This window comes from Streptomyces sp. NPDC002784, from assembly GCF_053592135.1.
Window position 1 is genome coordinate 181,971 of sequence record NZ_JBSFVD010000006.1, and the last position, 23,951, is coordinate 205,921.

The window sequence follows — 23,951 nt, forward strand, 5'->3', positions numbered from 1 at the left end:
CGGGGGCGGCCGTGTGATCAAAGGGTCCGCAGCAGGACCGCCGGCTGTTCCACGCAGTCCGCCACATAGCGCAGGAAGCCGCCCGCGGTGCCGCCGTCGCAGACCCGGTGGTCGAAGGTGAGCGAGAGCTGCACGACCTGGCGCACCGCCAGCTCGCCCTCGTGCACCCACGGCTTGGGGATGATGCGGCCGACGCCGAGCATCGCGGCCTCGGGGTGGTTGATGATCGGGGTGGAGCCGTCGACGCCGAACACGCCGTAGTTGTTCAACGTGAAGGTGCCGCCGGTGAGTTCCCCAGGTGTCAGGGCGCCGGTGCGGGCCGACTCGGTGAGCCGGGCGAACTCGGCGGTCAGCGACTCGGCGTCCCGCGCGTGGGCGTCCCGGACGACCGGGACGACCAGGCCCCGCTCGGTCTGCGCGGCGAAGCCGAGGTGGACGTGGTCGAACCGGACGACCTCCCTGGCCTCCGTGTCCACACTGGAGTTGAGCTCGGGGAACCGGGCGAGGGCGGCGGTGCAGATCCGGGCGAGCAGGGCCAGCAGGGAGATCTTCGGTCCCCCTGCCGCGTTCATCGCGGCGCGGGCGCGCATCAGCTCGGTCGCGTCGGCGTCCACCCAGCAGGTGGCGTCGGGGATCTCGCGCCGGCTGCGGGAGAGCTTGTCGGCCACGGCACCGCGGACGCCCTTGAGGGGGGTGCGGGTCACTCCGGCGGCGACGGGGGTGTCGGGGGTGTCGGAGGGGGTGACAGGGGTGTCGGCGGGCGCCGGGGCCGGTGCCGGGGCTGTGCGGCCCCGGGCGGCCGCGGCGGCACGCAGGGCGTACTCCACGTCGGCGCGCAGGATCAGCCCGTCGGGCCCGGAGCCGGTGAGCTCCCGCAGGTCGAGGCCGTTCTCCCGGGCGAGGCGGCGGACCAGGGGGGAGATCACGGGGACGGGGCCGTCGGGGACCTCGGGGGCCGGTGCCGGGGCAGGGGCTGCGGGCCGTGCGGGGGCCGGTGCCGGAGCGGGGGCTGCGCTGCGCGCGGGACCCTGGCCGTTCGCCGCCGCGGCCGGCGCCGGGCCGGTGGACGCCGGCTGGGCCGGGCGCACCCGCCTGCGTCGCGCGGGGGCCTCGGAAGTGCCGTAGCCCACCAGGACGTTCCCGGAGCCCTCGGCCGGATCGCCGTCGGCGTCCGCCCCCACGGCGACCGTGATCAGCGGCGCCCCCACGGGAAGCTCCGTGCCCTCCTCGCCGAAGCGGGCGGTGACCACGCCGGCGTAGGGGCAGGGGACGTCGACCATCGCCTTGGCCGTCTCGACCTCGACGACCGGCTGGTCGACGGCGACGACATCGCCGACCTGGACCAGCCAGCGCACGATCTCCGCCTCGGTGAGCCCCTCACCGAGGTCGGGAAGCTTGAACTCCAACACCTGTGCCATCAGCTCTCGGCCTCCCATTGCAGACGCCCCACGGCGTCCAGGATCCGGTCCACGCCGGGCAGGTGGTGACGCTCCAGCATCGGCGGCGGGTAGGGGATGTCGAACCCGGCCACCCGGAGCACCGGCGCCTCCAGATGGTGGAAGCAGCGCTCCGTGACGCGGGCCGCGATCTCCCCTCCCGGGCCGCCGAACCCGCCCGACTCGTGCACGACGACCGCTCGTCCGGTCCGCCGCACCGAGGCGCAGACCGTCTCGTCGTCGAACGGCACCAGCGAGCGCAGGTCGACGACTTCGAGGTCCCACCCCTCCTCCCGGGCCGCCTCGGCGGCTTCGAGGCAGACGGGCACGGACGGACCGTACGTGATGAGCGTGGCGCTCCGGCCCGAGCGCCGCACCACCGCGCGGCCGATCGGTTCAACGCGCTGCGGCTCCTCGGGGTTCCAGGAGTCCTTCGACCAGTACAGGCGCTTGGGCTCCAGGAAGACGACCGGGTCGTCGGAGGCGATGGAGGCGCGCAGCAGGCCGTAGGCGTCGGCGACGGTGGCGGGGGTGACGACATGGAGCCCCGGGGTCGCCATGTAGTACGCCTCGGAGGAGTCGCTGTGGTGCTCGACGCCGCCGATGCCGCCGCCGTAGGGCACGCGGATGGTCAGGGGCAGCGGCATGGCGCCCCGGGTGCGGTTGCGCATCTTCGCGACATGGCTGATCAGCTGCTCGAACGCGGGGTAGGCGAACGCGTCGAACTGCATCTCCACGACCGGGCGCAGGCCGTACATGGCCATGCCGACCGCGGTGCCGAGGATGCCGGCCTCGGCGAGCGGGGTATCGGTGCAGCGGTCCTCGCCGAACTCCTTGGCGAGTCCGTCGGTGACCCGGAAGACACCGCCGAGGGTGCCGACGTCCTCGCCCATGACGTGCACGGACGGGTCGTCCGCCATGGCGTCGCGCATCGCGCGCGTGAGGGCCTGTGCCATGGTGGCGGGCTTCACCGCGACGGTGGTCATCGCTGGTCCCCCTCGGCGTCCAGCTCGGCCAGCAACTGGGCCTGCTGTTCGCGCAGTTGCGGTGTGGGCTCGGCGTACACATGGGCGAACAGGTCCCTGGGGTCGAGCCGCGGGTCCTGGTTCATGCGGTCGCGCAGGTCGGCGGCCATCGCCTCGGCGGCGTCCCGCGCGGCCTGCTTGCCGGCCTCGTCGAGCAGGCCGCGCTCGGTCAGCTCGTGCTCCAGCAGGGCGATCGGGTCGTGGCCGCGCCAGGTCTCGACCTCGGAGTCACCGCGGTAGCGGGTGGCGTCGTCGGCGTTGGTGTGGGCGTCGATCCGGTAGGTGACCGCCTCGATCAGGGTGGGGCCGCCGCCCGCCCGCGCCTGGCGCACCGCGTCGGACAGCACCTCGTGCACGGCGGCGGCGTCGTTGCCGTCCACCAGCCGGCCGGGGATGCCGTAGCCGACGGCCTTGTGGGCCAGCGACGGGGCCGCGGTCTGCTTGGCGAGCGGGACGGAGATCGCGAAGCCGTTGTTCTGCACCAGGAAGACGACCGGCGCCTGCCACACGGCGGCGAAGTTCAGCGCCTCGTGGAAGTCGCCCTCGCTGGTGCCGCCGTCGCCGACCAGGGCGAGCGCGACCACGTCGTCGCCCTTGAGGCGGGCGGCGTGCGCGAGGCCGACGGCGTGCGGGAGCTGGGTGGCGAGCGGCGTGCTCAGGGGGGCGACGCGGTGCTCGCGGGGGTCGTAGCCGGTGTGCCAGTCGCCGCGCAGCAGGGTGAGCGCCTGGACGGGGTCCACCCCGCGGGCGACGGCGGCGAGGGTGTCGCGGTAGCTCGGGAAGAGCCAGTCGCGCTCCTCCAGGGCAAGCGCGGCGGCGACCTCGCAGGCCTCCTGGCCGGTGCTGGACGGGTAGACGGCGAGCCTGCCCTGCTTGGTCAGGGCGGTGGCCTGGGTGTTGTACCGACGGCCGCGCACCAGTTCGGCGTACAGGCGGCGCAGCAGGCCGGGGTCGGCCTGGGCCGCCGCATCCGTGCCGAGGACGCGGTAGGGCTCCGCGTCGGGCAGCAGGGGCGCGGGGTCGGTACGGGGCTGCCAGGCGGGCGGCGGCGATGGCCGGTACGCGCCCCGCTGCTCCATGACCGTCATGACGGCACCTCCTCGTGGGAGCGGCTACGGGAGGCGCGTCGGCTGTGACCCGCCTCACCTACCGATTGTTCGGTCGTCGGCACATTTTGGCTACAGGCACCTCCAGGCTGTGGACAAACGGTTCTCCACAGCCTGCAATGAACGCAGGACGTCCACGACAGGGAGGCGGGGGGACATGGCACCTGAACAAATGGCCGAGGGTCCCGAGGGCCCCGGCCTGCCGCCCCCGCGCCCCCTCGACGCCATCGATCAGGACATCCTCCAGATGCTCCAGGCGGACGGCCGCGCCTCGATACGGTCCGTCGCCGAGCGGGTGCACGTCTCGCGGGCCAACGCCTACGCGCGGATCAACCGCCTCATCGAGGACGGTGTCATCCGGGGCTTCGGCGCCCGCGTCGACCATGAGCGCGCGGGGCACGGGACGTCGGCGTACATCACGCTGAAGATCGTGCAGAACAGCTGGCGCACGGTGCGCGAGCGGCTCCGGGAGCTGCCCGGGGCCTCGCACATCGCGCTGGTGGGGGGCGATTTCGACGTCCTGCTGCTGGTGCACACGCCCGACAACCGGGCGCTGCGCGAACTGGTGCTCACCCGGCTCCAGGCCATCCCCGAGGTGCTCAGCACCCGCACCCTGCTGGTGTTCGAGGAGGAGGACCTGGAGCCGCAGGGCTGACTCAGGCGGCCCGGCGCAGCCCGCCGAAGACCAGCTGCACGACGGCGTCGGCGACCTCGCGCTCGTTCATGCCCCGGCCGTCCGGGCGGTACCACTCGGCGATCGAGTTGATCATCCCGAAGACGAGCCGGGTGGCGAGCCGCACCTCCACGTCGCCGCGCACGTCCCCGTCGGCGGCCGCCGCCTTCAGCAGCTCGGCGACCTTGTGGTCGAAGTCGCGGCGCCGCTCCAGGGCCCACCGCTCGGTGTCGGTGTTGCCGCGCACCCGCAGCAGCAGCGTCACGTACGGCAGCTCGGCTATCAGCACCTCGACCATGCGCCGTACGACGTGCTCCAAACGGCCGGAGGCGGGCCCCCCGCGCGCGGGGGGCTCGTCGAGGATCCCGAAGAGGCCGTCGAGCGCCCGGCTCACGGCGCGGCGCAGCAGCTCCTCCTTGCCGGTGACGTGGTGGTAGATCGACGACTTGGAGATGCCGGCCGCGCGCGAGAGGTGCTCCATGGAGGTGCCGTCGTAGCCGCGCTCGTTGAAGACCCGCACGGCGACCGTCAGCAGCGTCTCGGGGGTGTACGTGTCGCGCTTGGCGGTGGTCATGAGCCGCTGCCCTCCCGCTTGTCCGTGGCGTACGCGTGCCGGTACAGCGCGAGGGAGGGCGCGTACCGCCCGGAGGGGTCGCGCAGATGGAGGTCGTCGAGCAGGGCGTAGGCCCAGTTGCGGCCGAGCCGGCGGCTCCACTCGAAGGGGCCGAGCGGGTAGTTCACGCCGAGGCGCATCGCGGTGTCGACATCCTCCTCGGTGGCCACGCCCTTGGCGACGGCGTCATGGGCGAGGTCGATGATCCGGGCGACCGTACGGGCGACGATCATGCCGGGCACGTCGCCGATGACGCTGACGTCCTTGCCGAGCGCCTGGAACAGGCCGGTGGCCTCGGCGAGGGTCTGGGGGGAGGTGTCCTGGGAGGCGGACAGGGCGATCCGGGTGGCCCGGCGGTAGTCGAGCGCGAGGTCGAAGTAGACGACGTCCCGGTACTCCACCGACGTCTGCCCGTCGGCGAGCGCCAGCTGGCCGCCGGACGGCAGCACCAGCCGGGTGCCGTGGTCCTCCTCTTCCTCGCGCACGGGGATGCCCGCCTCGCGCAGCAGGGTGAGCAGTTCGGCGGCCGGGCCCAGGTCGCCCTCGGCGACGACGTACGCGGGCGGGCGTTCCCGCTCGGCGGTGTGCGGTTCGGGGCGCTCGGCGGCCCCGGCGGAGTAGTCGTACCAGCCGTGTCCGCTCTTGCGGCCGAGGCGGCCGGACTCGACGAGGCGGCGCTGGGCGAGGGAGGGCGTGAAGCGGACGTCCTGGAAGAAGGACTGCCACACGGAGTGCGTGACGGACTCGTTGACGTCCTGGCCGATCAGGTCGGTCAGTTCGAAGGCGCCCATCCGGAAGCCGCCGCACTCGCGCAGGACGGCGTCGATGGTGGCCGGGTCGGCGCCCTGGGCCTCGTGAACGGCGAAGGCCTCGGCGTAGAAGGGCCGCGCGATGCGGTTGACGATGAAGCCGGGGCTGTCCGCGCAGGCGACCGGTGTCTTGCCCCAGGCGCGTGCCGTCTCGTACGCGCGCGTGGCCGAGGTGACGTCGGTGGCGAACCCGGAGACCACCTCGACCAGCGGCAGCAGCGGGGCGGGGTTGAAGAAGTGCAGGCCCACGAAGCGGCCGGGGTGGGCGAGGGCGCCGCCGATGGCGGTGACGGAGAGGGAGGAGGTGTTGGTGGCGAGCAGGCAGTCGTCGGCGACGACCTCCTCCAGCGCGCGGAAGAGGTCCTGCTTGACGTCGAGGCGCTCCAGGACGGCCTCGACGACCAGGGCGCAGTCGGCGAGGTCGGTGAGGTGCTCGGCGGCCGACAGCCGGGCGCGTGCCGCGTCCCGGTCGGTGCCGGTCAGGCGGTCCTTCTCGACGAGCCGGTCGAGGCGGGCGCCGATCGCGTCGGCCGCCTCCCGGGCCTTCCCGGGGACGGCGTCGTACAGCCGTACGGGGTGGCCGGCGACCAGCGCGACCTGGGCGATGCCCTGGCCCATGGTGCCGGTGCCGACGACGGCCACGGGGCTGCTGAGGTCGAGTGCTGTCATGTGCGCGATCCTCCCGCACGGGGTTTTCCACAGATGCGGCGGACCCCCTTGTACCGACCGATCGTTCGGTTACTCTAACTCTCGTTGGCTCTTCTTGCCCATGTTTCTGCCCGGTCATGAACTCGACGGAGAGTTCTTGAGACGAGGAGTTGGTCCCGCATGGCCACCGCCCTGACCCCCCACGAGCTGATCGCCAAGCACCGGCCCACCCTCGACCAGGCGCTCGAAGCCATCCGCACGCGCGCGTACTGGTCCCCGCACCCCGAACACCCCAAGGCCTACGGCGAGAACGGCAGCCTGGACATGGCGGCGGGCAAGGCCGCCTTCGACGCCCTCCTCGGCACCCGGCTCGACCTCGGCCAGCCCGGCACCGACGACTGGGTGGGCGGCGAGGTCTCCCCGTACGGTCTCGCGCTCGGCGTGGAGTACCCGCACGCCGACGTGGACGTGCTGCTGCCCGCCATGAAGGCCGGACAGCGGGCCTGGCGGGACGCGGGAGCGGAGACCCGCGCGGTGGTCTGCCTGGAGATCCTCAAGCGGATCAGCGACCGCACCCACGAGTTCGCGCACGCGGTCATGCACACCTCCGGACAGGCGTTCATGATGGCGTTCCAGGCGGGCGGCCCGCACGCGCAGGACCGCGGCCTGGAGGCGGTGGCGTACGCGTACGTGGAGCAGGTCCGCACGCCCGAGAACGCCGAGTGGACCAAGCCACAGGGCAAGAAGGACCCGCTCGCGCTGACCAAGGCGTTCACGCCGGTGCCGCGCGGGATCGCGCTGATGATCGGCTGCAACACCTTCCCGACCTGGAACGGCTACCCGGGCCTCTTCGCCTCGCTGGCCACCGGCAACGCCGTCCTGGTCAAGCCGCATCCGCGCGCGGTGCTGCCGCTCGCGCTGACCGTCCAGGTCGCGCGCGAGGTGCTGGCCGAGGCCGGGTTCGACCCGAACCTCGTGGCGCTCGCCGCGGAGCGGCCCGGCGAGGGGATCGCCAAGACGCTCGCCCTGCGCCCCGAGATCCGGATCATCGACTACACCGGCTCGACCTCCTTCGGCGACTGGCTGGAGACCAACGCCCGGCAGGCGCAGGTCTACACGGAGAAGGCCGGGGTCAACACGGTCCTCGTCCACTCCACCGACGACTACAAGGGCATGCTGTCCAACCTGGCGTTCTCGCTGTCGCTGTACAGCGGGCAGATGTGCACGACGCCGCAGAACCTGCTGATCCCCCGGGACGGCATCCACACGGAGGACGGTCCGCGGACCTTCGACGAGGTCGTCGCCGATCTCGCCCGCTCGATGGAGGGCCTCCTCGGTGACGACGCCCGCGCGAACGCGCTGCTCGGCGCGATCGTGAACCCGGACGTCAAGGCGCGCCTGGAAGCCGCGGCGGGCCTCGGCGAAGTCGCCCTCGCCTCCCGCGAGGTCCCCAACCCGGACTTCCCGGACGCGGTGGTGCGCACGCCGGTCATGGTCAAGCTGGACGGGGCCAAGCCGGACGACGAGGCCGCGTACATGAGCGAGTGCTTCGGCCCGGTCTCCTTCGCGGTGGCGGTGGACTCGGCCGGCCACGCGGTGGAGCTGCTGCGGCGGACGGTCCGGGAGAAGGGCGCGATGACCGTCGGCGCGTACACCGTCGACCCGGAGGTCGAGGAGGCCGTGCGGGAAGCCTGTCTGGAGGAGGCGGCGCAGTTGTCGCTGAACCTGACGGGCGGGGTGTACGTGAACCAGACGGCCGCGTTCTCCGACTTCCACGGGTCCGGCGGCAATCCTGCCGCCAACTCCGCTCTCACCGACGGTGCGTTCGTCGCCAATCGGTTCCGGGTCGTCGAGGTGCGGCGGGAAGCCTAGGAGGTCCGGGGGGTGGCGGTGGATCGCGCGGCTGCCTGTTCGGCGTGGCTTGTCGCGCAGTTCCCCGCGCCCCCTACGGGGCGCTCCTGGTGCCGTAGCTCCAGTGGTACAGGGTCATCCCTACGCTCGTCGCCAGGTTGTAGCTGGACACCTGGGGGCGCATCGGCAGGGACAGCAGGTGGTCCGCACGCGCGCGTACCTCCGGCGACAGGCCGCTGCGCTCCGAGCCGAAGGCCAGGACGGCGTCGTCCGGGAGCTTGACGTCCCGGATGTCGTCGCCCTCGGGGTCCAGGGCGAACAAGGGGCCCGCGGGGAGTTCGTCCGCCGTCAGGCGTTCCACCGCGGTCGCGAAGTGCAGGCCGGCGCCGCCGCGTACGACCGTGGGGTGCCAGGGGTCGAGCGTCCCGGTGGTGATCACTCCCGTCGCCCCGAAGCCCGCCGCGAGGCGGATCACCGCGCCCGCGTTGCCGAGGTTGCGCGGGTGGTCCAGGAGCACCACCGGGGCGGTGCGCGGGGTCCGGGCCAGCAGCTCCAGGTTGGCCGCGCGGGACGGCCGCAGCGCCAGTGCCGCCACCGCCGTCGGGTGCGGGCGGGGGACCAGGGAGCGGTACGTCTCCTCGGGGACCTCCGTGAGCAGGGCGGCCAGGGTGTCCGTCACGTCCGGGGCCAGTTCGTCGGCCAGGGCGAGGGCCGCCCGCCGGTCCACCGCCACCGCCACCGGGACCCGGGCCGCGAAGCGCACCGCGTGCTTGAGGGCGTGGAAGCCGTCGAGCAGTACGGCGGTGTCGGCGAGGCGGTGCCAGGTGGCGACGGGCGCGGTCATGACGGGGAGCCTACGTGGCGGGGCTCGGGGTTCTCCGGGCTGCGGGGTTCCGGGAGCGCCGTACCGCCGCCCTTGCGCCGCCGCGGCAGGCGGCCCGCCCGGGCCCCCAGGCGGCGCAGGAACGCCGTGGGCAGGAAGACCGCGTCCGCCGCGATCATCGCCAGGGAGAAGAACGGCAGGCCGAGGACGACCGCGATCACCGCGTGCTCGGTGATCATCGCGGCCAGCAGGACGTTCTTGACCCGCCGGTTGAACAGCGCGAACGGGAAGGCGACCTGGACCAGGACCGTCCCGTACGTCACCAGCATCACCAGGGTGCCGCTGGCCGAGAGGGCGTCGGCGAGGGCGGGCCAGGGGGAGAAGTAGTCCAGGTGCAGGGGGTAGTAGACGGCGGTGCCGTCCTGCCAGCGGGAGCCCTGGATCTTGTACCAGCCGGCGGTGGCGTAGATCAGACAGGCCTCGGCCATGATCACCAGCAGGGCGCCGTTGTGCACGATGTTCCCGACGACGTCGAGCAGGATCCGCGGCTGGTCGGTCCGCGCCCGGCGTCCGACCAGCCACCACACGGCCTGGGCCGCCCACATGCCCCACAGGATCGCCGGTATCAGCCCCTGCCCGCCGACCCACGTCTCGAGGAAGGCCACCGCGACCGTGACCGCCCGCGACGGCCCGGACCCGGCCTCGTCGGAGGGCCAGTCGTCGCCGAGCTTCCCGGCCAGCGTCGCCCCGGCCAGCACCAGCCCGAGCACGCCCCACAGCAGGGGGCCCACCCGGTCCGTCACCCGCTCCCCCCGCGCGCGTGCCGCCCGTTCCCGGCCGGCCCTGCGCGCGTCCAGCGACCACACCTGGCCGCAGCGGGTGAAGACCAGGTAGATGCACATCAGGTGCAGGACGTTGTCGCCGCCGTCGCCCATGAAGACGGAACGGTTCTGGAGCGAGAGCACGCCGACCATGAACAGCACGGACGCCGTGCGGGTCCGCCAGCCCAGCAGCAGCAGGACGCAGGCGAGGACGGCGAGCGCGTAGACCGCCTCGAACCACAGCCGGCTGTCGGACCACATCAGCACCGTGAAGGCGCCGTTCATGTCGATCAGCCGCTCGGCGAGCCCGAAGCTCCAGGGGCCGTCGGGGCCGTACAGCTCGTGGCGGTGGGGCAGCTCGCGCAGCAGGAAGAGCAGCCAGGTGACGGCGAAGCCGATCCGGACCACGGCCGTCTGGTACGGGCCGAGGGCGGACTCCGTGACCCGGGCGATGCCGGCCGAGAGCGCGAGGGCGTAACGGTTCACGCCGGGTCCCCCTCGGCCTCGTCCGCGGGGACCTCCCACCAGGGCAGCTCCCGGTGGACCGGCTCGTCCGACACCTGCTCCCGGCTCCACTCGGGCGGGCGGACGTGGGTGGTGCGCGAGCGGAGCTGGACGCGCTCGACGACTCCGCCCGGTCCGGCCGCGTCCTCGCGGTCCAGGCGCAGGACCACGATCCGGCGCAGATACGACTCGGCCAGCTCGCCGCGCTCGCCGACCGGGCGGTTGTCGCTGCCGTGGGTGGCGAGCAGGAAGTCCCAGGCCCGGCGCAGTTCGTTCTGCTGGGTGTGGCTCGGCAGCGGGTTGCCGTCGATGTCCCGGCCGTCGCGGGCGGACAGGTCGTACCAGCCGGTGGTGCGCATCTCACCGTCCGGCTCGCGGATCTCGGCGCGGACCTGGACGGCGATGTTCTGCTGGAGCGGGTTCGGCGCGAACAGCTTCCAGTTCTGCTCGAACTCCGGGTAGATCCAGTCCTCGATGGCCGAGCCGTGCTGCTTGCTGACCGTGTTCGAGGGCGCGACGTGCAGGAAGACCATGCCGATGTGGACACAGACGGCCACCGCCACGACCGCGAGGGCGAGGGCGGCGGCGATCTGGTAGCGGAGCCTGAGGGCGGCCACACCGGTCCGGGGCCCGGGCGCGGGCGGCGGCCCGTGGCGGGCGTCGCCCGCTGCGTCGTACGCGTCCATTGCGCCCCGTCTCCCGATGCCGGTCCCCGGCAGGGCCTGCCCCGGACGGCCCTGCTCGGGGTGACACCTTACGGCGCCCGGCTCACGACGGGGTCACGTCCGCCGAGCGGTCGGTAGGTGCCCTGTCCGTACCGTTCCCTTCTGCTGGAACCTGTTCTATCTTGACGCTCCGTCAGATCTCCGTGGGCGCGGGAGGGCAGGGACCGTGGACTTTTCCTTCACCGAGGAGCAGCAGGCGGCGGCCGAGGCGGCGCGGGGGGTGTTCGCCGGGGTCGCGCCGGACGCCGTGCCGAGTCCCGCGCTCACCGCGGGCGCCGTGGCGGAGGACTTCGACCGCGCGCTGTGGGCCCGGCTCGCCGACGCCGACCTGCTGAGCCTGCTGCTCGCCGAGGAGGACGGCGGGGCGGGACTCGACGCCGTCGCGCTGTGTCTGGTGCTGCGGGAGGCGGCGGGGGTGCTGGCGCGGGTGCCGCTGCTGGAGCACAGCGCGGCGCTCGCGGTCCTCCAGGCGTACGGCGGTCAGGAGCTGCGGTCCGGGCTGCTCGCGCGGGCCGGGCGGGGGGAGGCCGTGCTGACCGTCGCCGCGCACGGGCGTACCGGGCACGACCCGGCGCAGCTCGCGGTGACCGCGCGACGGGACGGGGCGGAGTGGGTGCTGGACGGTGCGCAGACGGCCGTGCCCTGGGCCTACGACGTGGATCTCGTCGTCGTACCGGCGTCCGCGGACGGGGACCGGACCGTGCTCGCGGTGGTGCCGCCCGGGCAGGACGGGGTGCGGCTCGCCGAGCAGTACTCCACCAGCGGGGAGCGGCTCGGGGAGGTGCGGCTGGACGCCGTGCGGGTTGCGGAGCGGGACGTGGTGGAGGCGGCGGGCGCCTGGGAGCGGCTGCGGGAGCTGCTGACGGTCGGGACGTGCGCGCTGGCGCTCGGCCTCGGTACCCGGGTCCTGCGGATGACCAGCGAGTACACGGGCAAGCGGGAGCAGTTCGGCCACCCGCTCGCCACCTTCCAGGCGGTCGCCGTGCAGGCCGCCGACCGGTACATCGACCTGCGGGCGATGGAGGCCACGCTGTGGCAGGCCGCGTGGCGGATCGCCGCGCAGGCGCCGGGGGCGCTGCCCGTCGCCGGGGATGTCGCCGTGGCGAAGATCTGGGCCTCGGAGGGGGTACGGCGGATCGTGCAGACCGCGCAGCATCTGCACGGCGGGTTCGGGGCCGACGTCGACTACCCGCTGCACCGGTACCACGCCTGGGCCAAGCAGCTGGAGCTGGGGCTCGGCCCGGCGGCGGCGCACGAGGAAGCGCTGGGGGATCTGCTGGCGGCACATCCCCTGAGCTGAGAGGTGCAGGAAGACGGGCTGCGGGACGCGGGGTTACAGGACGAAGCCCGGCTTGCCGTCGTCCGTCACGACCGGTCGGCCCGTCGCTGCCCAGACCTGCATGCCGCCGTCGACGTTCACCGCGTCGACGCCCTGCTGGACGAGGTACATCGCGACCTGGGCGGAACGGCCGCCGGAACGGCAGATCACGTTGACCCGGCCGTCCTGCGGGGCGGCCTCGGTCAGCTCGCCGTACCGGGCGACGAACTCGCTGATGGGAATGTGCAGGGCCCCTTCGGCGTGGCCCGCCTGCCACTCGTCGTCCTCGCGGACGTCCAGGAGGAAGTCGCCGTCCTTGAGGTCCGTGACCTCGACCGTGGGCACGCCTGATCCGAAATGCATGACTCAGACGCTACCGGAGGGCGGGGCGAGCAGGTCCGCCAGTTCCGCCTCGCGTGCGGAGACGTCCGACAGCAGCTGCTCGGCGATCTCCTCCAGCAGCGTGTCCGGGTCGTCCGGGGCCAGCCGCAGCATGGAGCCGATCGCGCTCTCCTCCAGCTCGCGGACGACGACCGTGAGCAGTTCCTTGCGCTGGGAGAGCCACTCCAGGCGGGCGTACAGCTCCTCGGCGGGGCTCTGCCGGTGCTCCTCGGGGACCGGGCCGGCCGCCCACTCCTCGGCCAGTTCCCGCAGCAGGGCCTCGTCGCCCCGGGCGTACGCGGCGTTCACCCGGGTGATGAACTCCTCCCGGCGGGCCCGCTCCGCGTCCTCCTGGGCCAGGTCGGGGTGGGCCTTGCGGGCCAGCTCGCGGTAGAGCTTGCGGGCCTCCTCGCTGGGGCGCACCCGCTGCGGGGGCCGCACCGGCTGGTCCGTGAGCATCGCGGACGCCTCCGGGAACAGGCCCTCGCCGTCCATCCAGCCGTGGAACAGCTCCTCGACGCCCGGCATCGGCATGACCCGGGCCCGGGCCTCCTCCGCCTTGCGCACGTCCTCGGGGTCGCCGGAGCGCGCCGCCCTGGCCTCGGCGATCCGGGCTTCCAGCTCGTCGAGGCGGGCGTACATCGGGCCCAGCTTCTGGTGGTGCAGCCGCGAGAAGTTCTCGATCTCGACGCGGAAGGTCTCCACGGCGATCTCGTACTCGATCAGGGCCTGCTCGGCAGCCCGAACGGCCCGCTCCAGCCGCTCCTCGGGCCGGGGCGCGGCCTCCTCGTCGGGCTGGGACTGCTCGGCTTCCGGGGTCGTCACCCGACCAGACTAGGCCACCGGTCGAGGAGGCCGGGCGGCTCGCCGGTCCGCCCGGCGCCGGCCGACGGGTCTCATATCCCCGTCTCCGCCGCGATCCTCCCCGCCCGCACCGCCGTCACCAGCTCCGCGTGGTCCGCCTCGGTGCGGTCGGCGTAGGTGACCGCGAAGGTCGCGATCGCCTCGTCCAGTTCCTCGTTCTTGCCGCAGTAGCCGGCGATCAGGCGGGGGTCGGCGCAGTGGCTGTGGGCGCGGGCGAGCAGCGCGCCGGTCATGCGGCCGTAGTCGTCCAGCTGGTCGGAGGAGAGGGCCGTCGGGTCCACGCTGCCCTTGCGGTTGCGGAACTGGCGTACCTGGAAGGGGTGGCCGTCGACGGTCGTCCAGCCCAGGAGGATGTCGCTGACCACCTGCATGCGCTTCTGGCCCAGGACCACCCGGCGGCCCTCGTGGTCCGCCGTCGGGGTGTCGAAGCCGGCCGTGGCCAGGTGCGGGACGAGGGCGGAGGGGCGGGCCTCCTTGACCTGGAGGACCAGGGCCTCGCCCCGGTGGTCGAGGAGGAGGACCACGTAGGAGCGGGTGCCCACGCTGCCGGTGCCCACCACCCGGAACGCCACGTCGTGCACCGCGTGCCGGGCCAGCAGCGGGAGGCGGTCCTCCGAGACGGTCTCGGCGTACTGCTCCAGGGACGCGGCCACCGCCGCGGCCTCCTCGTCCGGGACCCGGCTCAGTACCGGCGGGGCGGCCACGAAGCGGCGGCCGCCGTCCGGTGTCGGCTCCGTCGACTTCGCCGCGAACCGGCCGCTGGTGTTGGAGCGGGCCTTCTCGGCCACCCGCTCCAGGGTGCCGAGCAGGTCATGGGCGTCGGTGTGGGAGACCAGTTCCTCGTCGGCGATGGCGTTCCACGCGTCCAGCACCGGGAGCTTGGCGAGCAGCCGCATCGTGCGCCGGTACGCGCCCACCGCGTCGTGCGCGGCCTGGCGGCAGGTGTCCTCGGACGCGCCCCCCTCCCGGCCGGCCAGCACCAGCGAGGCCGCGAGCCGCTTCACGTCCCACTCCCAGGGGCCGAGCACCGTCTCGTCGAAGTCGTTCAGGTCGATGACCAGGCCGCCGCGCGCGTCGCCGTACAGACCGAAGTTCGCCGCGTGGGCGTCGCCGCAGATCTGGGCGACGACCCGGGTCATGGGGGTGCGGGCCAGGTCGTGGGCCATCAGGCCCGCGGAGCCGCGCAGGAAGGCGAACGGGGTCGCCGCCATCCGGCCCACCCGCATCGGCGCGAGCTCCGGGATCCGGCCGCGGTTGGACTCCTCCACCGCCGCCGTCGCGTCGGGGCGGGACAGGTCCAGTTCCAGGAGGGCGTGCGACGCGCGCGGGACGCGGTCCCGCAGCGCCTTGCCCTCCTGCTTGGCCGTGCTGTTCCCCGGCCACTCGGCGAATCCGCGCACCCGGGGCAGCCGCCGCTCGCCCGACTCCGTCGTCTCCTGACCATCGGCGTCGCTCACACCGACCGCCTCCCCCCGTACCGGGGCCGTCCCCCGGCCCGCACGAACATCAACTCGTGCCGACGGTACAGCGGGGGGAGGCAAACGCGTCAGTCCCTGTGGACAACCAGGGTCCGGGCTTGTGGACAAGGCCAGGTCTGTGGAAAACCCCGTACCCCTATCGGGGTCCGGCCGTGTCTCCCCGCACGCTCAGGAACGCCGTGAACGCCTCGATCACCAGCCGCAGCGACGCCTCCACGGCCGCGTCGCCCTCCGGTGTGGCCGCCGGGCGGGTGATCACGGCACCCGGCTCCCGGCCCCGGCCGGTCTCCAGGTAGGCGAGGACGTCCTCGGCCCGCAGCGGTGCCCCGTCGGCGGGGCGGGGCAGAGCGTCGAGCAGACCTTGCAGGGTGTCGAGCAACTGCCGCCGTTCCGCGGCGGGTTCGCCATTCATACCCCCAGGCTGGTGAAGAGTGGTCAAGGACCGTTCAAGGCGCCGCCAACGTCTCGGGGGCGCGGCTGGTCGGCGGTGGTGGCGAGGATGAACCGGGCACCGCCGACCACTCCCGATGCCGTGCAGCGGCAGAAGGCGAGCACCGGTGCCATATCGACGGTGGGCGAGGCCGGCAGGCGGGGCGGGCCCCCGTCCCGGCTCCCGGCCCCGGTCCGCCGACCCCCCGGTGCTGGTCATGCCGCCGTCCGGGCGGGGCTTGGCAGCGGCACGGTGTCGGGGGTCCCGGCGGCCTCCGTCGCGCGGTCCACCAGGTAGGGGGCCGCTCCGAGGTACTGGGTCGGGTCCAGGAGCGCGGTGAGCTCCGCCGGGGTCAGGTGGCGGAGGATCTCGGGGGCCGTCGCCAGGACCTGGGCCAGGTCCGTTCCCTGGTCCGCCGCCTCGTGCGAGGCACGGGTCAGCAGGGCCCGGGCCTCCGACTTGCCGAGCAGCGGGGTGAGGACGGCGGCGACGCGTTCGGAGACGATCTGTCCCCCCGTCAGGTCGAGGTTTCGGCGCATGCGTTCCGCGTCGACCGTGAGGCCCTCCAGCAGTTCCGCCGCCGTGTGCGCCGAACCGCCCGCCAGCCGCAGGCACTCCCGCAGGGGCGCCCACTCCGCGTGCCAGGCGCCGCCCGAGCGCTCGTCCTCCGCGAGCATGGTGCCGTACAACACCGCGGCCAGCTGCGGCACCTGGAGCGCGGCCGAGCGCATCAGCGTGGCCAGCACCGGGTTCCGCTTGTGCGGCATCGCCGAGGAGGCGCCCCGCCCGGCCACCGCCGGTTCGGTGACCTCGCCGACCTCGGTGCGGGCCATCGACTGGACGTCGACGGCGATCTTGCCCAGCGCGGACGTGAGGTAGGCACACACCGCGCCCGTGTCGGCAATCGGCGTCCGCAGCACGTGCCAGGGCAACGCGGCCGGGGCCAGGCCGGTCTCCCGCGCGTACTCCTCGACCAGGCGGCCGGCGTAGTCGTCGCCGACGGGACCGGCGTGCTCCAGGTAGCCGGCCAGGGTTCCCGCGGCGCCGCCCAGCTCGACGGGGAGGGAGGCGGCCAGTTCGTCCAGGCGGCGGCGGGCGTCGGTCACCAGCTGGAGCCAGCCCGCCGCCTTCAGGCCGAAGGTCGTGGGCACGGCGTGCAGGGTGAGCGTGCGGCCCGCCATCGGGGTGGCCCGGTGGGTGCGGGCCAGGCGCTCCAGGGCCGCGGCACAGCGGTCCAGGTCGGCGCGGACCAGGGCGGCGGCCCGCCGGACCACCAGCATCGTGGCGGTGTCCAGGATGTCCTGGCTGGTGGAGCCCCGGTGCACGTACTCGGCGGCGGCCGGGTCCTGCGCCGCGACCACGGCGGTCAGCGCCTTCACGAACCCGACGACGGGGTTGGCCGTCTCCCGGGCCGCACGGGCCAGCGCGACCAGGTCCAGGCGCTCGGGGTCGGCCGCGTCCACGATCGCCCGGGCCGCCGACCGGGGCACCGTGCCGAGGCGGGCCTGCGCCCGTACCAGCGCGGTCTCGGCCTCGACCATGGCCGCCAGCCAGGCCGCGTCGGACACCGCCGCCTCCACGGGCGTACCCGCCCGCACCGGGGACAGCAGCCCGGAGTCCAGCGGGGAGGAGGGCTCCGGGGAGAGTGGGATGGTCATGAGGTGGTCCTCTTCCGGTGATGGTCAGGGGGGTCCCGGAGCACCCGCGGCCCGCGCCGCCGGGCGCGGGCCGCGGGCCGGGGTCACGCCGCCGTCCGCTCCAGACGGTCCCGCCGCTCCAGCACCGCCGAGAGCGCCGCCTGGGCGATGGCGTCGGAGTCGGTGAGGGTCACCGAGTTGACGCCGGGGCGGATGCCCGCGGCCGTCACCCAGTGGACCGACTCTGTGGGCACGCCGAAGGCGAACCGGCGCGGGTGCGGGCGCCGGGCGGCGTCCAGCAGCTGGAAGGGGCGCGGGGTGACCGCGAGCCCTTCGGTGTAGATCCAGGTGCCGTTGCGGGTGGCGATCCGGTGCGTGGCGCACTGGCCGGTGTCCAGCAGGTGCCGCAGCAGCGGATCCTCGGTGCGGCTGAGCGTGATGTCGGGCAGCCGCGCCTCGATCAGCACCTCGGTACTGATCCGGGAGCCCGGCACCAGCGGCGAATGGGCGTGGAAACCGTGCCGGTCGACGTCGACGCGCAGACCGGGGCCGACGATGTGCAGCACCCCGGCCTCGATCAGCGCCGCCGCCTCCTCGATCCGGGACGCGGGCGGCCCGATGGAGAGGAAGGCGTTCAGCGGCGTGTACCAGCGGTCCAGGTGCTCGCGGTGCGAGTCGCCGTGCAGCCCGCCGTGGTCGACGACGAGCCGGATCTCGTTGCGCAGGTCGCGCAGCACGTCCAGGGCGGCCTTCAGCGGACCGCTGACATTGCCGCTCCGCGCCTGCGCGACGTCCTCGCGCAGATGGTCCAGCAGCCAGGCGGTGAAGTCCTCGGGGCCGCCGAACTCCTGGTCCCGGTACGGCTGGGAGAGCCGGTCCCAGTCCCACCGGTCCTTCTCGCCGATCTCGTACGCGTCGAGCACCGTCTCCTCCGCGGACGTGCCCGGCAGCGCGCTGAGAAAGGCCCGCTGGAAGGCCTCGGCGCGGTCCCCACGACCGCGCGAGGCCAGCAGCGTGCGGTAGTAGACGGTCTCGACCTCCTTGGCGACCAGCGGCCACACGTCCCGCAGGAAGTCGGCGCCGCCGGAGCCGCGCGCCGCCCGCATCCGGGCGATCCGGGCCGGGGTGAGCAGCAGCGGCGCGTGCCGGCCGTGCGGGCCCTTCTCGTTCTCGCCGCGCGCCTGGTACGGCACCCCGCGCCGGGAACCGGCGTACAGCCGGGGCTCGCGGCCGGACGGCAGGTAGACGAGACGGCCGGAGACGCGGGTGAAGCTGCCGCCGCGGCCGGTGGTGAGCAGGGCCATGTAGTCGAAGAAGTTCAGCCCGAGGCCGCGCAGCAGGACCGGCTGACCGGGGCGGATGCCCTCCAGGTCGGTGTCGGCCGGGTTGGCGGGGGCGAGGTGGGTGAGGCCGTACTCGCGGGCCAGGTCGGCGAACTGCTCCTCCACGGCCGTCGGCCGGGCCGGCAGATGGCCCTGGGCCAGGACGACGGCGTCCAGGTGCTCCAGAACCGTGCCGCTCTCCAGGGTGACCCGCTGGCGTGGTGGGTGCCCGGTCGCCAGGGCCGCGGCCTCGTCGTCCAGGGCGACCGCGCGGGACCGGTGCCAGGTGACGGTCACGCACCGCGGGGCGGCCGCGACCGTGCGCTCGAACGCCCAGCGCAGGTAGTGGCCGTAGAACGCCCGGGTCGGGTAGGTGTCGGGGCCCAGCGCGCGGGCCTCGGCGAGCACCGGGGCGGGGTGGTGCCCGGGGATGTCACCGGCGGCCAGCGACTGGGCCCAGGCGTGCAGGCTGGGGCCGGGTTCCAGCGGTCCGGTCAGCTCGACGCTGGCATCGGTGAACACCGAGATCTGTCCGGCCACCGTGTTCATCAGCAGGTGCGCGGACTGGCTGGTGCGCCAGACCTGGCCGGCGCCCGGCGCGTGCGGGTCGACGACGTGGATGCCGATGGCGGTGTCGGGGGCGGCGGCACGGGCGGCGGCGCAGAGCCGCTCGATCACGGAGAGACCCCGCGGGCCGGCGCCGATCACGCACACGGTGTGCTGTCTGGTGGTCATGTCTGCTGTCCGTCCTGCTGGATACGGGACTCGGTACGGGAAGTGGGGGAACCGGACGGCCACGGCAGGGCGACCGCCGCGATCATGCGGCTGCCGACGACGGCGCAGCGGCCCGTGGTGCCGGGCGCGGGACCGCGTACGACGGTGAACGGGACCGGTACGGCCGGGTCCTGGCCGGCCGGCGGCTCCTGCCACTCCAGCTCCACGGACTGGAAGGAGACGCCGTCCTGGGTGTCGGGCGGCAGCGCCTTGTAGAGGGCCTCCTTGACGCAGAACAGCCGCAGTACGGCACGGGCCGGGTCGGGGCTGTCGCGCAGCCGGTCGCGCTCCTCGGGGGTGCACACGTAGTGCACGGCGGAGAGCAACTCCTCGCCGGTGTCCAGGGGTTCGATGTCGACGCCGAGCCCGACGCCGTGATCGGGCCCGGTCACGCACAGGGCGACCCGGTTGGTGTGACTGAGCGAGCCGGCCACGCCGTACGGCCAGCTGGGCGCCCCCCGGCCGTCGGCGCCCAGCCAGCGGGGCATGCCGGTCAGCGCGGCGGTGGCCCGCGCCGCGGCCAGCCTGCCCGCGGTGAAGGTCTCGCGGCGCAGCGGCGCGGTGTAGCCGCGCAGCAGCTCCCGGACCGGCGCGGGCAGCCGGCCGAAGTCCAGTTCGCCGGTGTGCGCCTGCGCCGCGATCACGGGCGGCTCGAACAGGGCCGCCACGGCCGCCAGGTCGACGGGCTCAAGGTCACCGCTCACCGGCGCCGGGGCCGGGAGCAGGGCGCTCACCGCAGGGCTCCGATCGGGGTACGGGCCAGACCGGCGACCGCGTTGTGCACCACGAGCCGGCCGGTGCGCCCGGCGTAGGTCATGATCGACTCGGGGTGGAACTGGACCGCGGCGAGCCGGCGTCCGGGTGCCTCCACGGCCATCGCGACCCGTCCGTCCTCGGTGGCCGCCGTGACCCGCAGGGAGTCGGGCAGGTGGGCCGGGTCGGCGTACAGGGAGTGGTAGCGGCCGACGGTGAAGCTCTTGGGCAGGCCGTCCAGGAGCATCGAGTCGGCCTCGGTGCGCCGGACCCTGGAGGGCTTGCCGTGCACCGGCTCGGGCAGCACGTTCAGGGTGCCGCCGAGGTACTCGACGATGCCCTGGAGGCCGAGGCAGACACCGAACACCGGGATGCCGAGCCGTTCGGCCTCGGCGAGCGTGGCGCCGACGCCGAAGTCGGACGGGGTGCCCGGCCCCGGTGAGAGGACCACCAGGTCGGGCCGTTGCTCGGCGAGCAGCGGGAGGTGTCCGCCGCTGCGGTAGGTGCCGACCTCGGCGCCGGTCTCGCGCAGATAGCCCGCGAGGCAGTGCACGAAGGAGTCGCGGTGGTCGACGAGCAGGATCCGCCGGCCGGTGCCGGGACCCTCCGTCACGGTCGGCCGGGGCACGGCCGCCGTGGGCTCGTCCAGGACGCCGAGCAGCGCCTTCGCCTTCAGCTCGGTCTCCAGCTCCTCGTCCTCGGGGGTGGAGTCGTGCAGCAGGGTCGCGCCGGCCCGCACCGTGGCGACGCCGTCGTGCAGATGGATGGTGCGCAGGGTCAGGACGGTGTCCAGGCCGCCGTCGAACCCGATCCGGCCCACCGCTCCCCCGTACCAGCGGCGCGGGGAGCGCTCGTGCCGTTCGATGAACTCGACCGCGGACAGCTTGGGCGCGCCGGTGACGGTGACCGCCCACAGGTGGGCGAGGAAGGCGTCCAGGGCGTCCCGGTCGGGCCGCAGCACGCCCTCGACCCGGTCGACGGTGTGGATGAGGGTGGAGTACATCTCGATGCGGCGGCGGGCGGTGACCTGGACGGTGCCGGGCAGGCAGACCCGGGACTTGTCGTTGCGGTCGACGTCCGTGCACATCGTCAGCTCGTGCTCGTCCTTGGACGAGTTGAGCAGGGTACGGATGCGTTCGGCGTCCTCCAGGGCGTCCCGGCCGCGGGCGATGGTGCCGCTGATCGGGGAGGTCTCGACGAGGGCGCCGGCCGCGTCGCGCGGGGTGACCCGGACGAACATCTCCGGTGAGGCGCCGACCAGGTACTCGTCCTGGGCGAGGTTCATCAGCAGGCTGTGCGGGGCGGGGTTGCGCTCGCGCAGGGTGCGGAACAGGCGGGACGGCGGGCGCCGCACGACGCGGTGGAAGGACTGGCTCGGTACGACCTCGAACAGGTCGCCGGAGCGGAAGAGCGGGCCGGCCTTCTCGACCACGCGGGCGTACTCGCCGGGGGCGTGGTCGCGGGGCGGGGCCTCGGTGGCCGGGACGAAGCGGCGGGCCGGGGTGGAGCGGTCCAGGCCGTCGGTGCGGGAGGCGCCGACGCGGAACTCGTAGTCGTGGCGGGTCGCCTCGTCGGCCTTGAGGTCGAGTTCGTAGAGGGTGTCGGGCAGGTGCAGCACCATGTCGCGGTCCTCGGCGGCGCGGTGCTGGGTGAGGTTGACCGGGTCGACCTGGAAGATCAGGTCGTAGCCGAAGGCGCCGTACAGGCCGAGCAGCGGGTCGTCGCCGATCGCCAGCCCTTCGACGACGGCCCGGACCACGGCGAACACGCCGACCTGCCGGGTGCGGTCCTCCTCGGCGAAGGTCCCGTCGGGGACGCCGCCGCGCACGCGCAGGGTGTCACCGTCGGCCTCCACGCGACCGCCGGGTCCGACGGCGTCGGAGAACAGCGCCAGCAGGGCGGGGAGCAGGACTCGGCCGCGCTGGTTGAGCGCGGTGGCCCGTATCTCCGGGCCGGTCGCGGTGATCTCCACGGGTGGGTCGGAGTAGCCGATGATCCGGTCCGGCCCGCGGAACAGGAGCATTCCGCGGCGTTCGTCGAGGGTGTCCTCGAGGTCGGTGCGGAGGGCGGCGGCGGAGCCGAGGAGTTCGGTGGTGCGGACGACCTCGACTCCGACGGGTGTCGTCCACCGCCCGGACGGGGCTGCCCGGCCGGTGCGCGGCCGGGAGGTTTCCAGCAGGGGCATCCCCCAAATTCCTTTCGTGAACCCGGTGATGTCCGGGGCTGGCAAGTGGGCTGGCAAGAGGTCGACCCGCGACGGGGACGCGGGAGCGGGTGGTCTGGCGGGTGCGGGTGGGTTGTGGCTGGTCGCGCAGTTCCCCGCGCCCCTGGGGAGTTGAAGGCCCGGAGTGGTCAGGTGGGGGTTGTCCATACCTCCGTGGCTCGGGCGGCTTGGACGTGGGTCCAGCCCTGGCTGAGTTCGTTCGGGCGGCAGACGTACGCCGTGGGGGTGCCGGTCGCCGTCAGGCGTTCGGCGAGGGCCGAGCGGGCCGTGCGGTCGGCGCCGGGGAGTCCCGCGCCGGGGGCCACGGCCACGATGTCGAGGGGTACGGCGGCGGCGAGCGCGGCGACCGAGTCGACGAGCCCGGACACCGGCTCCTCCGCCGGCGCCGGCGCCTCGACCAGCAACCCGAGCACCGCGTCCGGAAGTTCGGCCCGCAGCGCCCTCAACTGTTCCCCGGCCTGCTCACCGGCGGTGACCAGCAGGGGCCCGGCATGGCCCGCGGGCGGCCGCTCCCCGGGTGCGAGGAGCAGCGCGTCGCCCGCAGCGGCGGAACCGCCGGCCGGCACCAGCGACGGCACCGGGCCCTCCGGCAGCGCCGTCACCCCGTCACCGATCTTCGCGAGCTGGGGATCGAGCCGCAGCAGCACGTCCGCGGGGGACTGGCCGGTGCGGGTGAGCAGCCGCAGCATCAGCGTGGCCGGGTCCAGGGCGCGGTGCTCCTCGGGGTGCGACCACATCCGCAGGCTCGCCCAGGCGGCCTGCTGCACGGACTCCACGATCGGCCGCCGGGTGGCCTCGTAGGCGGCCAGCGCCGCGTCCACGTCGTCGCTGTGCTCGGTGAGCCGGCGCGCCAGCTCCACCGCGTCCTCCAGCGCCAGCGTGGTGCCCGAGCCGACGGAGAAGTGCGCGGTGTGCACGGCGTCACCGAGCCCCACCAGGCGCCCGGTGGACCAGCGGGCACCGGAGATGTGCGGGAAGGTCAGCCAGCGCGAGCCGTTGCCGAGCAGCTTCGCCCCGCGCAGGTGCTCCGCGAACACCTCGGCGCAGAACGCCATGGCCTGCTCGTCGTTCCAGCCCGGGGGCTTGGTGGCGCCCTCGGTGAATCCGGCCCGCTCCCAGGTCCGCTCGCCCAGCTCGACCAGGAACGTCGACCGGTCCGGGCCGTAGGGGTACACATGGGCGCCGACCGGCCCGTACGCGCTGTCCGCGAACAGGAACGTCATCGCGTCGAAGGCCCGGTCCACCCCGAACCAGGCGTACCGCCCCCGCCCGGGGACGACCTCGGCCCCGAACTCCCGGGCGAACGCGGTCCTGGTGCGGCTGCCGGAGCCGTCGGCGGCGACCACGACGTCGTACCGCCCGAGCAGTTCGCCGGCGTCGGCCTCGGTGCCGAAGTGCAGGCGGGCGCCCGCCTCCTCGGCCAGTTCGGTCAGCGCGGTGAGCAGGCCGCGCCGCTCCACCGCGGCGAAGCCGTGGCCGGAGGAGCGGACCCGCTCGCCGTCCCGGCGGACCTCCACGTCGTCCCAGCGGGCGCCGCGGTCCAGCAGGGCGGCGACCACGTCGGGGGCGGCGCGGCGCAGCCGGGCCAGGCTGAGGCGGGAGAAGACCACGCCGAAGCCGTACGTGGCACCGGCCGGGCTGCGTTCGTAGACGTCGACCTCGTGGCCGCCGAGGCGGCGCAGCAGCAGGGCCAGCATGAGCCCGCCGGGGCCCGCGCCTATGCAGGCGACGCGCAT

20 protein-coding genes are annotated in these 23,951 nt (G+C 74.1%); 3 read left to right on the plus strand and 17 right to left on the minus strand.

What is annotated here, in order from left to right; all coding sequences use genetic code 11:
* Positions 1-17: 17 nt before the first annotated feature.
* From ACWD1Z_RS14865 to pdhA, 3 genes are read right to left on the minus strand one after another with little or no spacing between them, the layout of a single operon-like run.
* Positions 18-1,418 carry a dihydrolipoamide acetyltransferase family protein gene (locus tag ACWD1Z_RS14865; protein ID WP_451118732.1) on the minus strand — a complete coding sequence of 467 codons (1,401 nt, stop codon included), beginning with the start codon at positions 1,416-1,418 and terminating at the stop codon, positions 18-20.
* Complete coding sequence (locus ACWD1Z_RS14870; protein ID WP_451118733.1) at positions 1,418-2,422, minus strand: alpha-ketoacid dehydrogenase subunit beta; 1,005 nt, start codon at positions 2,420-2,422, stop codon at positions 1,418-1,420. The genes ACWD1Z_RS14865 and ACWD1Z_RS14870 overlap by 1 nt, the downstream gene beginning before the upstream one ends.
* Complete coding sequence (gene pdhA / locus ACWD1Z_RS14875; RefSeq protein WP_451118735.1) at positions 2,419-3,549, minus strand: pyruvate dehydrogenase (acetyl-transferring) E1 component subunit alpha; 1,131 nt, start codon at positions 3,547-3,549, stop codon at positions 2,419-2,421. The genes ACWD1Z_RS14870 and pdhA overlap by 4 nt, the downstream gene beginning before the upstream one ends.
* A 190-nt stretch (positions 3,550-3,739) precedes the next feature.
* On the opposite strand from pdhA, the gene ACWD1Z_RS14880 reads away from it, so the two are divergent.
* The gene (locus ACWD1Z_RS14880) at positions 3,740-4,222 is read left to right on the plus strand and encodes an Lrp/AsnC family transcriptional regulator (protein WP_451118931.1); all 483 of its coding nucleotides are present in this window, start codon (positions 3,740-3,742) and stop codon (positions 4,220-4,222) included.
* Between the two features lies 1 nt (position 4,223).
* Here ACWD1Z_RS14880 and ACWD1Z_RS14885 read toward each other — a convergent pair whose 3' ends face one another.
* The gene (locus ACWD1Z_RS14885) at positions 4,224-4,814 is read right to left on the minus strand and encodes a TetR/AcrR family transcriptional regulator (RefSeq protein WP_451118736.1); all 591 of its coding nucleotides are present in this window, start codon (positions 4,812-4,814) and stop codon (positions 4,224-4,226) included.
* Entirely contained in the window at positions 4,811-6,331 is a 1,521-nt protein-coding gene (locus ACWD1Z_RS14890; RefSeq protein ID WP_451118738.1) for a 3-hydroxyacyl-CoA dehydrogenase, read from the minus strand. The genes ACWD1Z_RS14885 and ACWD1Z_RS14890 overlap by 4 nt, the downstream gene beginning before the upstream one ends.
* Before the next feature lie 159 nt (positions 6,332-6,490).
* Here ACWD1Z_RS14890 and paaN point away from each other — a divergent pair, with 159 nt between their 5' ends.
* Positions 6,491-8,182, plus strand: coding sequence for a phenylacetic acid degradation protein PaaN (gene paaN, locus ACWD1Z_RS14895; RefSeq protein WP_451118740.1), 1,692 nt, complete (start codon positions 6,491-6,493; stop codon positions 8,180-8,182).
* Positions 8,183-8,255: 73 nt separating this feature from the next.
* Here paaN and ACWD1Z_RS14900 read toward each other — a convergent pair whose 3' ends face one another.
* Genes ACWD1Z_RS14900 through ACWD1Z_RS14910 form a run of 3 tightly spaced genes read right to left on the minus strand, consistent with a single transcriptional unit; the run spans position 8,256 to position 10,995 of the window.
* Positions 8,256-9,005, minus strand: a complete 750-nt coding sequence (locus ACWD1Z_RS14900; RefSeq protein ID WP_451118741.1) for a TrmH family RNA methyltransferase — start codon at positions 9,003-9,005, stop codon at positions 8,256-8,258.
* Positions 9,002-10,291 carry an HTTM domain-containing protein gene (locus tag ACWD1Z_RS14905; protein ID WP_451118743.1) on the minus strand — a complete coding sequence of 430 codons (1,290 nt, stop codon included), beginning with the start codon at positions 10,289-10,291 and terminating at the stop codon, positions 9,002-9,004. Before ACWD1Z_RS14905 ends, ACWD1Z_RS14900 begins: the two co-directional genes overlap by 4 nt.
* A complete protein-coding gene (locus tag ACWD1Z_RS14910) occupies positions 10,288-10,995 on the minus strand; it encodes a DUF5819 family protein (RefSeq protein ID WP_451118745.1) in 708 nt (235 codons plus the stop codon). Before ACWD1Z_RS14910 ends, ACWD1Z_RS14905 begins: the two co-directional genes overlap by 4 nt.
* 205 nt (positions 10,996-11,200) lie before the next feature.
* Here ACWD1Z_RS14910 and ACWD1Z_RS14915 point away from each other — a divergent pair, with 205 nt between their 5' ends.
* The gene (locus ACWD1Z_RS14915) at positions 11,201-12,334 is read left to right on the plus strand and encodes an acyl-CoA dehydrogenase family protein (RefSeq protein WP_451118746.1); all 1,134 of its coding nucleotides are present in this window, start codon (positions 11,201-11,203) and stop codon (positions 12,332-12,334) included.
* A 33-nt stretch (positions 12,335-12,367) separates the two neighbouring features.
* On the opposite strand, the gene ACWD1Z_RS14920 is transcribed toward ACWD1Z_RS14915, so the two are convergent.
* The 9 genes from ACWD1Z_RS14920 to ACWD1Z_RS14960 all read right to left on the minus strand — a co-directional run bounded on the left by ACWD1Z_RS14920 (position 12,368) and on the right by ACWD1Z_RS14960 (position 23,951).
* Complete coding sequence (locus ACWD1Z_RS14920) at positions 12,368-12,697, minus strand: rhodanese-like domain-containing protein (protein ID WP_451118933.1); 330 nt, start codon at positions 12,695-12,697, stop codon at positions 12,368-12,370.
* 21 nt (positions 12,698-12,718) lie between these two features.
* Positions 12,719-13,558, minus strand: coding sequence for a hypothetical protein (locus ACWD1Z_RS14925; RefSeq protein ID WP_451118748.1), 840 nt, complete (start codon positions 13,556-13,558; stop codon positions 12,719-12,721).
* 71 nt (positions 13,559-13,629) lie between these two features.
* Positions 13,630-15,054 carry a DUF2252 domain-containing protein gene (locus ACWD1Z_RS14930; RefSeq protein ID WP_451118750.1) on the minus strand — a complete coding sequence of 475 codons (1,425 nt, stop codon included), beginning with the start codon at positions 15,052-15,054 and terminating at the stop codon, positions 13,630-13,632.
* 157 nt (positions 15,055-15,211) lie between these two features.
* Positions 15,212-15,487, minus strand: coding sequence for a hypothetical protein (locus ACWD1Z_RS14935; RefSeq protein WP_451118752.1), 276 nt, complete (start codon positions 15,485-15,487; stop codon positions 15,212-15,214).
* Between the two features lie 233 nt (positions 15,488-15,720).
* A complete protein-coding gene (gene pcaB / locus ACWD1Z_RS14940; protein ID WP_451118754.1) occupies positions 15,721-17,163 on the minus strand; it encodes a 3-carboxy-cis,cis-muconate cycloisomerase in 1,443 nt (480 codons plus the stop codon).
* A gap of 83 nt (positions 17,164-17,246) precedes the next feature.
* A complete protein-coding gene (locus ACWD1Z_RS14945; protein ID WP_451118756.1) occupies positions 17,247-19,199 on the minus strand; it encodes an FAD/NAD(P)-binding protein in 1,953 nt (650 codons plus the stop codon).
* Positions 19,196-19,972: a 4'-phosphopantetheinyl transferase family protein gene (locus tag ACWD1Z_RS14950; protein ID WP_451118758.1), complete on the minus strand. Its 777-nt coding sequence runs from the start codon at positions 19,970-19,972 to the stop codon at positions 19,196-19,198. Before ACWD1Z_RS14950 ends, ACWD1Z_RS14945 begins: the two co-directional genes overlap by 4 nt.
* Positions 19,969-22,176, minus strand: a complete 2,208-nt coding sequence (locus tag ACWD1Z_RS14955; RefSeq protein ID WP_451118760.1) for an anthranilate synthase component I — start codon at positions 22,174-22,176, stop codon at positions 19,969-19,971. Before ACWD1Z_RS14955 ends, ACWD1Z_RS14950 begins: the two co-directional genes overlap by 4 nt.
* A gap of 167 nt (positions 22,177-22,343) precedes the next feature.
* Entirely contained in the window at positions 22,344-23,951 is a 1,608-nt protein-coding gene (locus ACWD1Z_RS14960) for an FAD-dependent monooxygenase (protein ID WP_451118762.1), read from the minus strand.

What these genes read in the sequence shown, in the direction of transcription:
- pdhA (WP_451118735.1), bottom strand. Translation starts at nt 3,549, where the DNA reads ATGACGGTCATGGAGCAGCGGGGCGCGTACCGGCCATCGCCGCCGCCC.
- ACWD1Z_RS14880 (WP_451118931.1), top strand. Translation starts at nt 3,740, where the DNA reads ATGGCCGAGGGTCCCGAGGGCCCCGGCCTGCCGCCCCCGCGCCCCCTC.
- ACWD1Z_RS14885 (WP_451118736.1), bottom strand. Translation starts at nt 4,814, where the DNA reads ATGACCACCGCCAAGCGCGACACGTACACCCCCGAGACGCTGCTGACG.
- pcaB (WP_451118754.1), bottom strand. Translation starts at nt 17,163, where the DNA reads ATGACCATCCCACTCTCCCCGGAGCCCTCCTCCCCGCTGGACTCCGGG.
- ACWD1Z_RS14890 (WP_451118738.1), bottom strand. Translation starts at nt 6,331, where the DNA reads ATGACAGCACTCGACCTCAGCAGCCCCGTGGCCGTCGTCGGCACCGGC.
- paaN (WP_451118740.1), top strand. Translation starts at nt 6,491, where the DNA reads ATGGCCACCGCCCTGACCCCCCACGAGCTGATCGCCAAGCACCGGCCC.
- ACWD1Z_RS14900 (WP_451118741.1), bottom strand. Translation starts at nt 9,005, where the DNA reads ATGACCGCGCCCGTCGCCACCTGGCACCGCCTCGCCGACACCGCCGTA.
- ACWD1Z_RS14960 (WP_451118762.1), bottom strand. Translation starts at nt 23,951, where the DNA reads ATGCGCGTCGCCTGCATAGGCGCGGGCCCCGGCGGGCTCATGCTGGCC.
- ACWD1Z_RS14865 (WP_451118732.1), bottom strand. Translation starts at nt 1,418, where the DNA reads ATGGCACAGGTGTTGGAGTTCAAGCTTCCCGACCTCGGTGAGGGGCTC.
- ACWD1Z_RS14870 (WP_451118733.1), bottom strand. Translation starts at nt 2,422, where the DNA reads ATGACCACCGTCGCGGTGAAGCCCGCCACCATGGCACAGGCCCTCACG.
- ACWD1Z_RS14945 (WP_451118756.1), bottom strand. Translation starts at nt 19,199, where the DNA reads ATGACCACCAGACAGCACACCGTGTGCGTGATCGGCGCCGGCCCGCGG.
- ACWD1Z_RS14910 (WP_451118745.1), bottom strand. Translation starts at nt 10,995, where the DNA reads ATGGACGCGTACGACGCAGCGGGCGACGCCCGCCACGGGCCGCCGCCC.
- ACWD1Z_RS14955 (WP_451118760.1), bottom strand. Translation starts at nt 22,176, where the DNA reads ATGCCCCTGCTGGAAACCTCCCGGCCGCGCACCGGCCGGGCAGCCCCG.
- ACWD1Z_RS14935 (WP_451118752.1), bottom strand. Translation starts at nt 15,487, where the DNA reads ATGAATGGCGAACCCGCCGCGGAACGGCGGCAGTTGCTCGACACCCTG.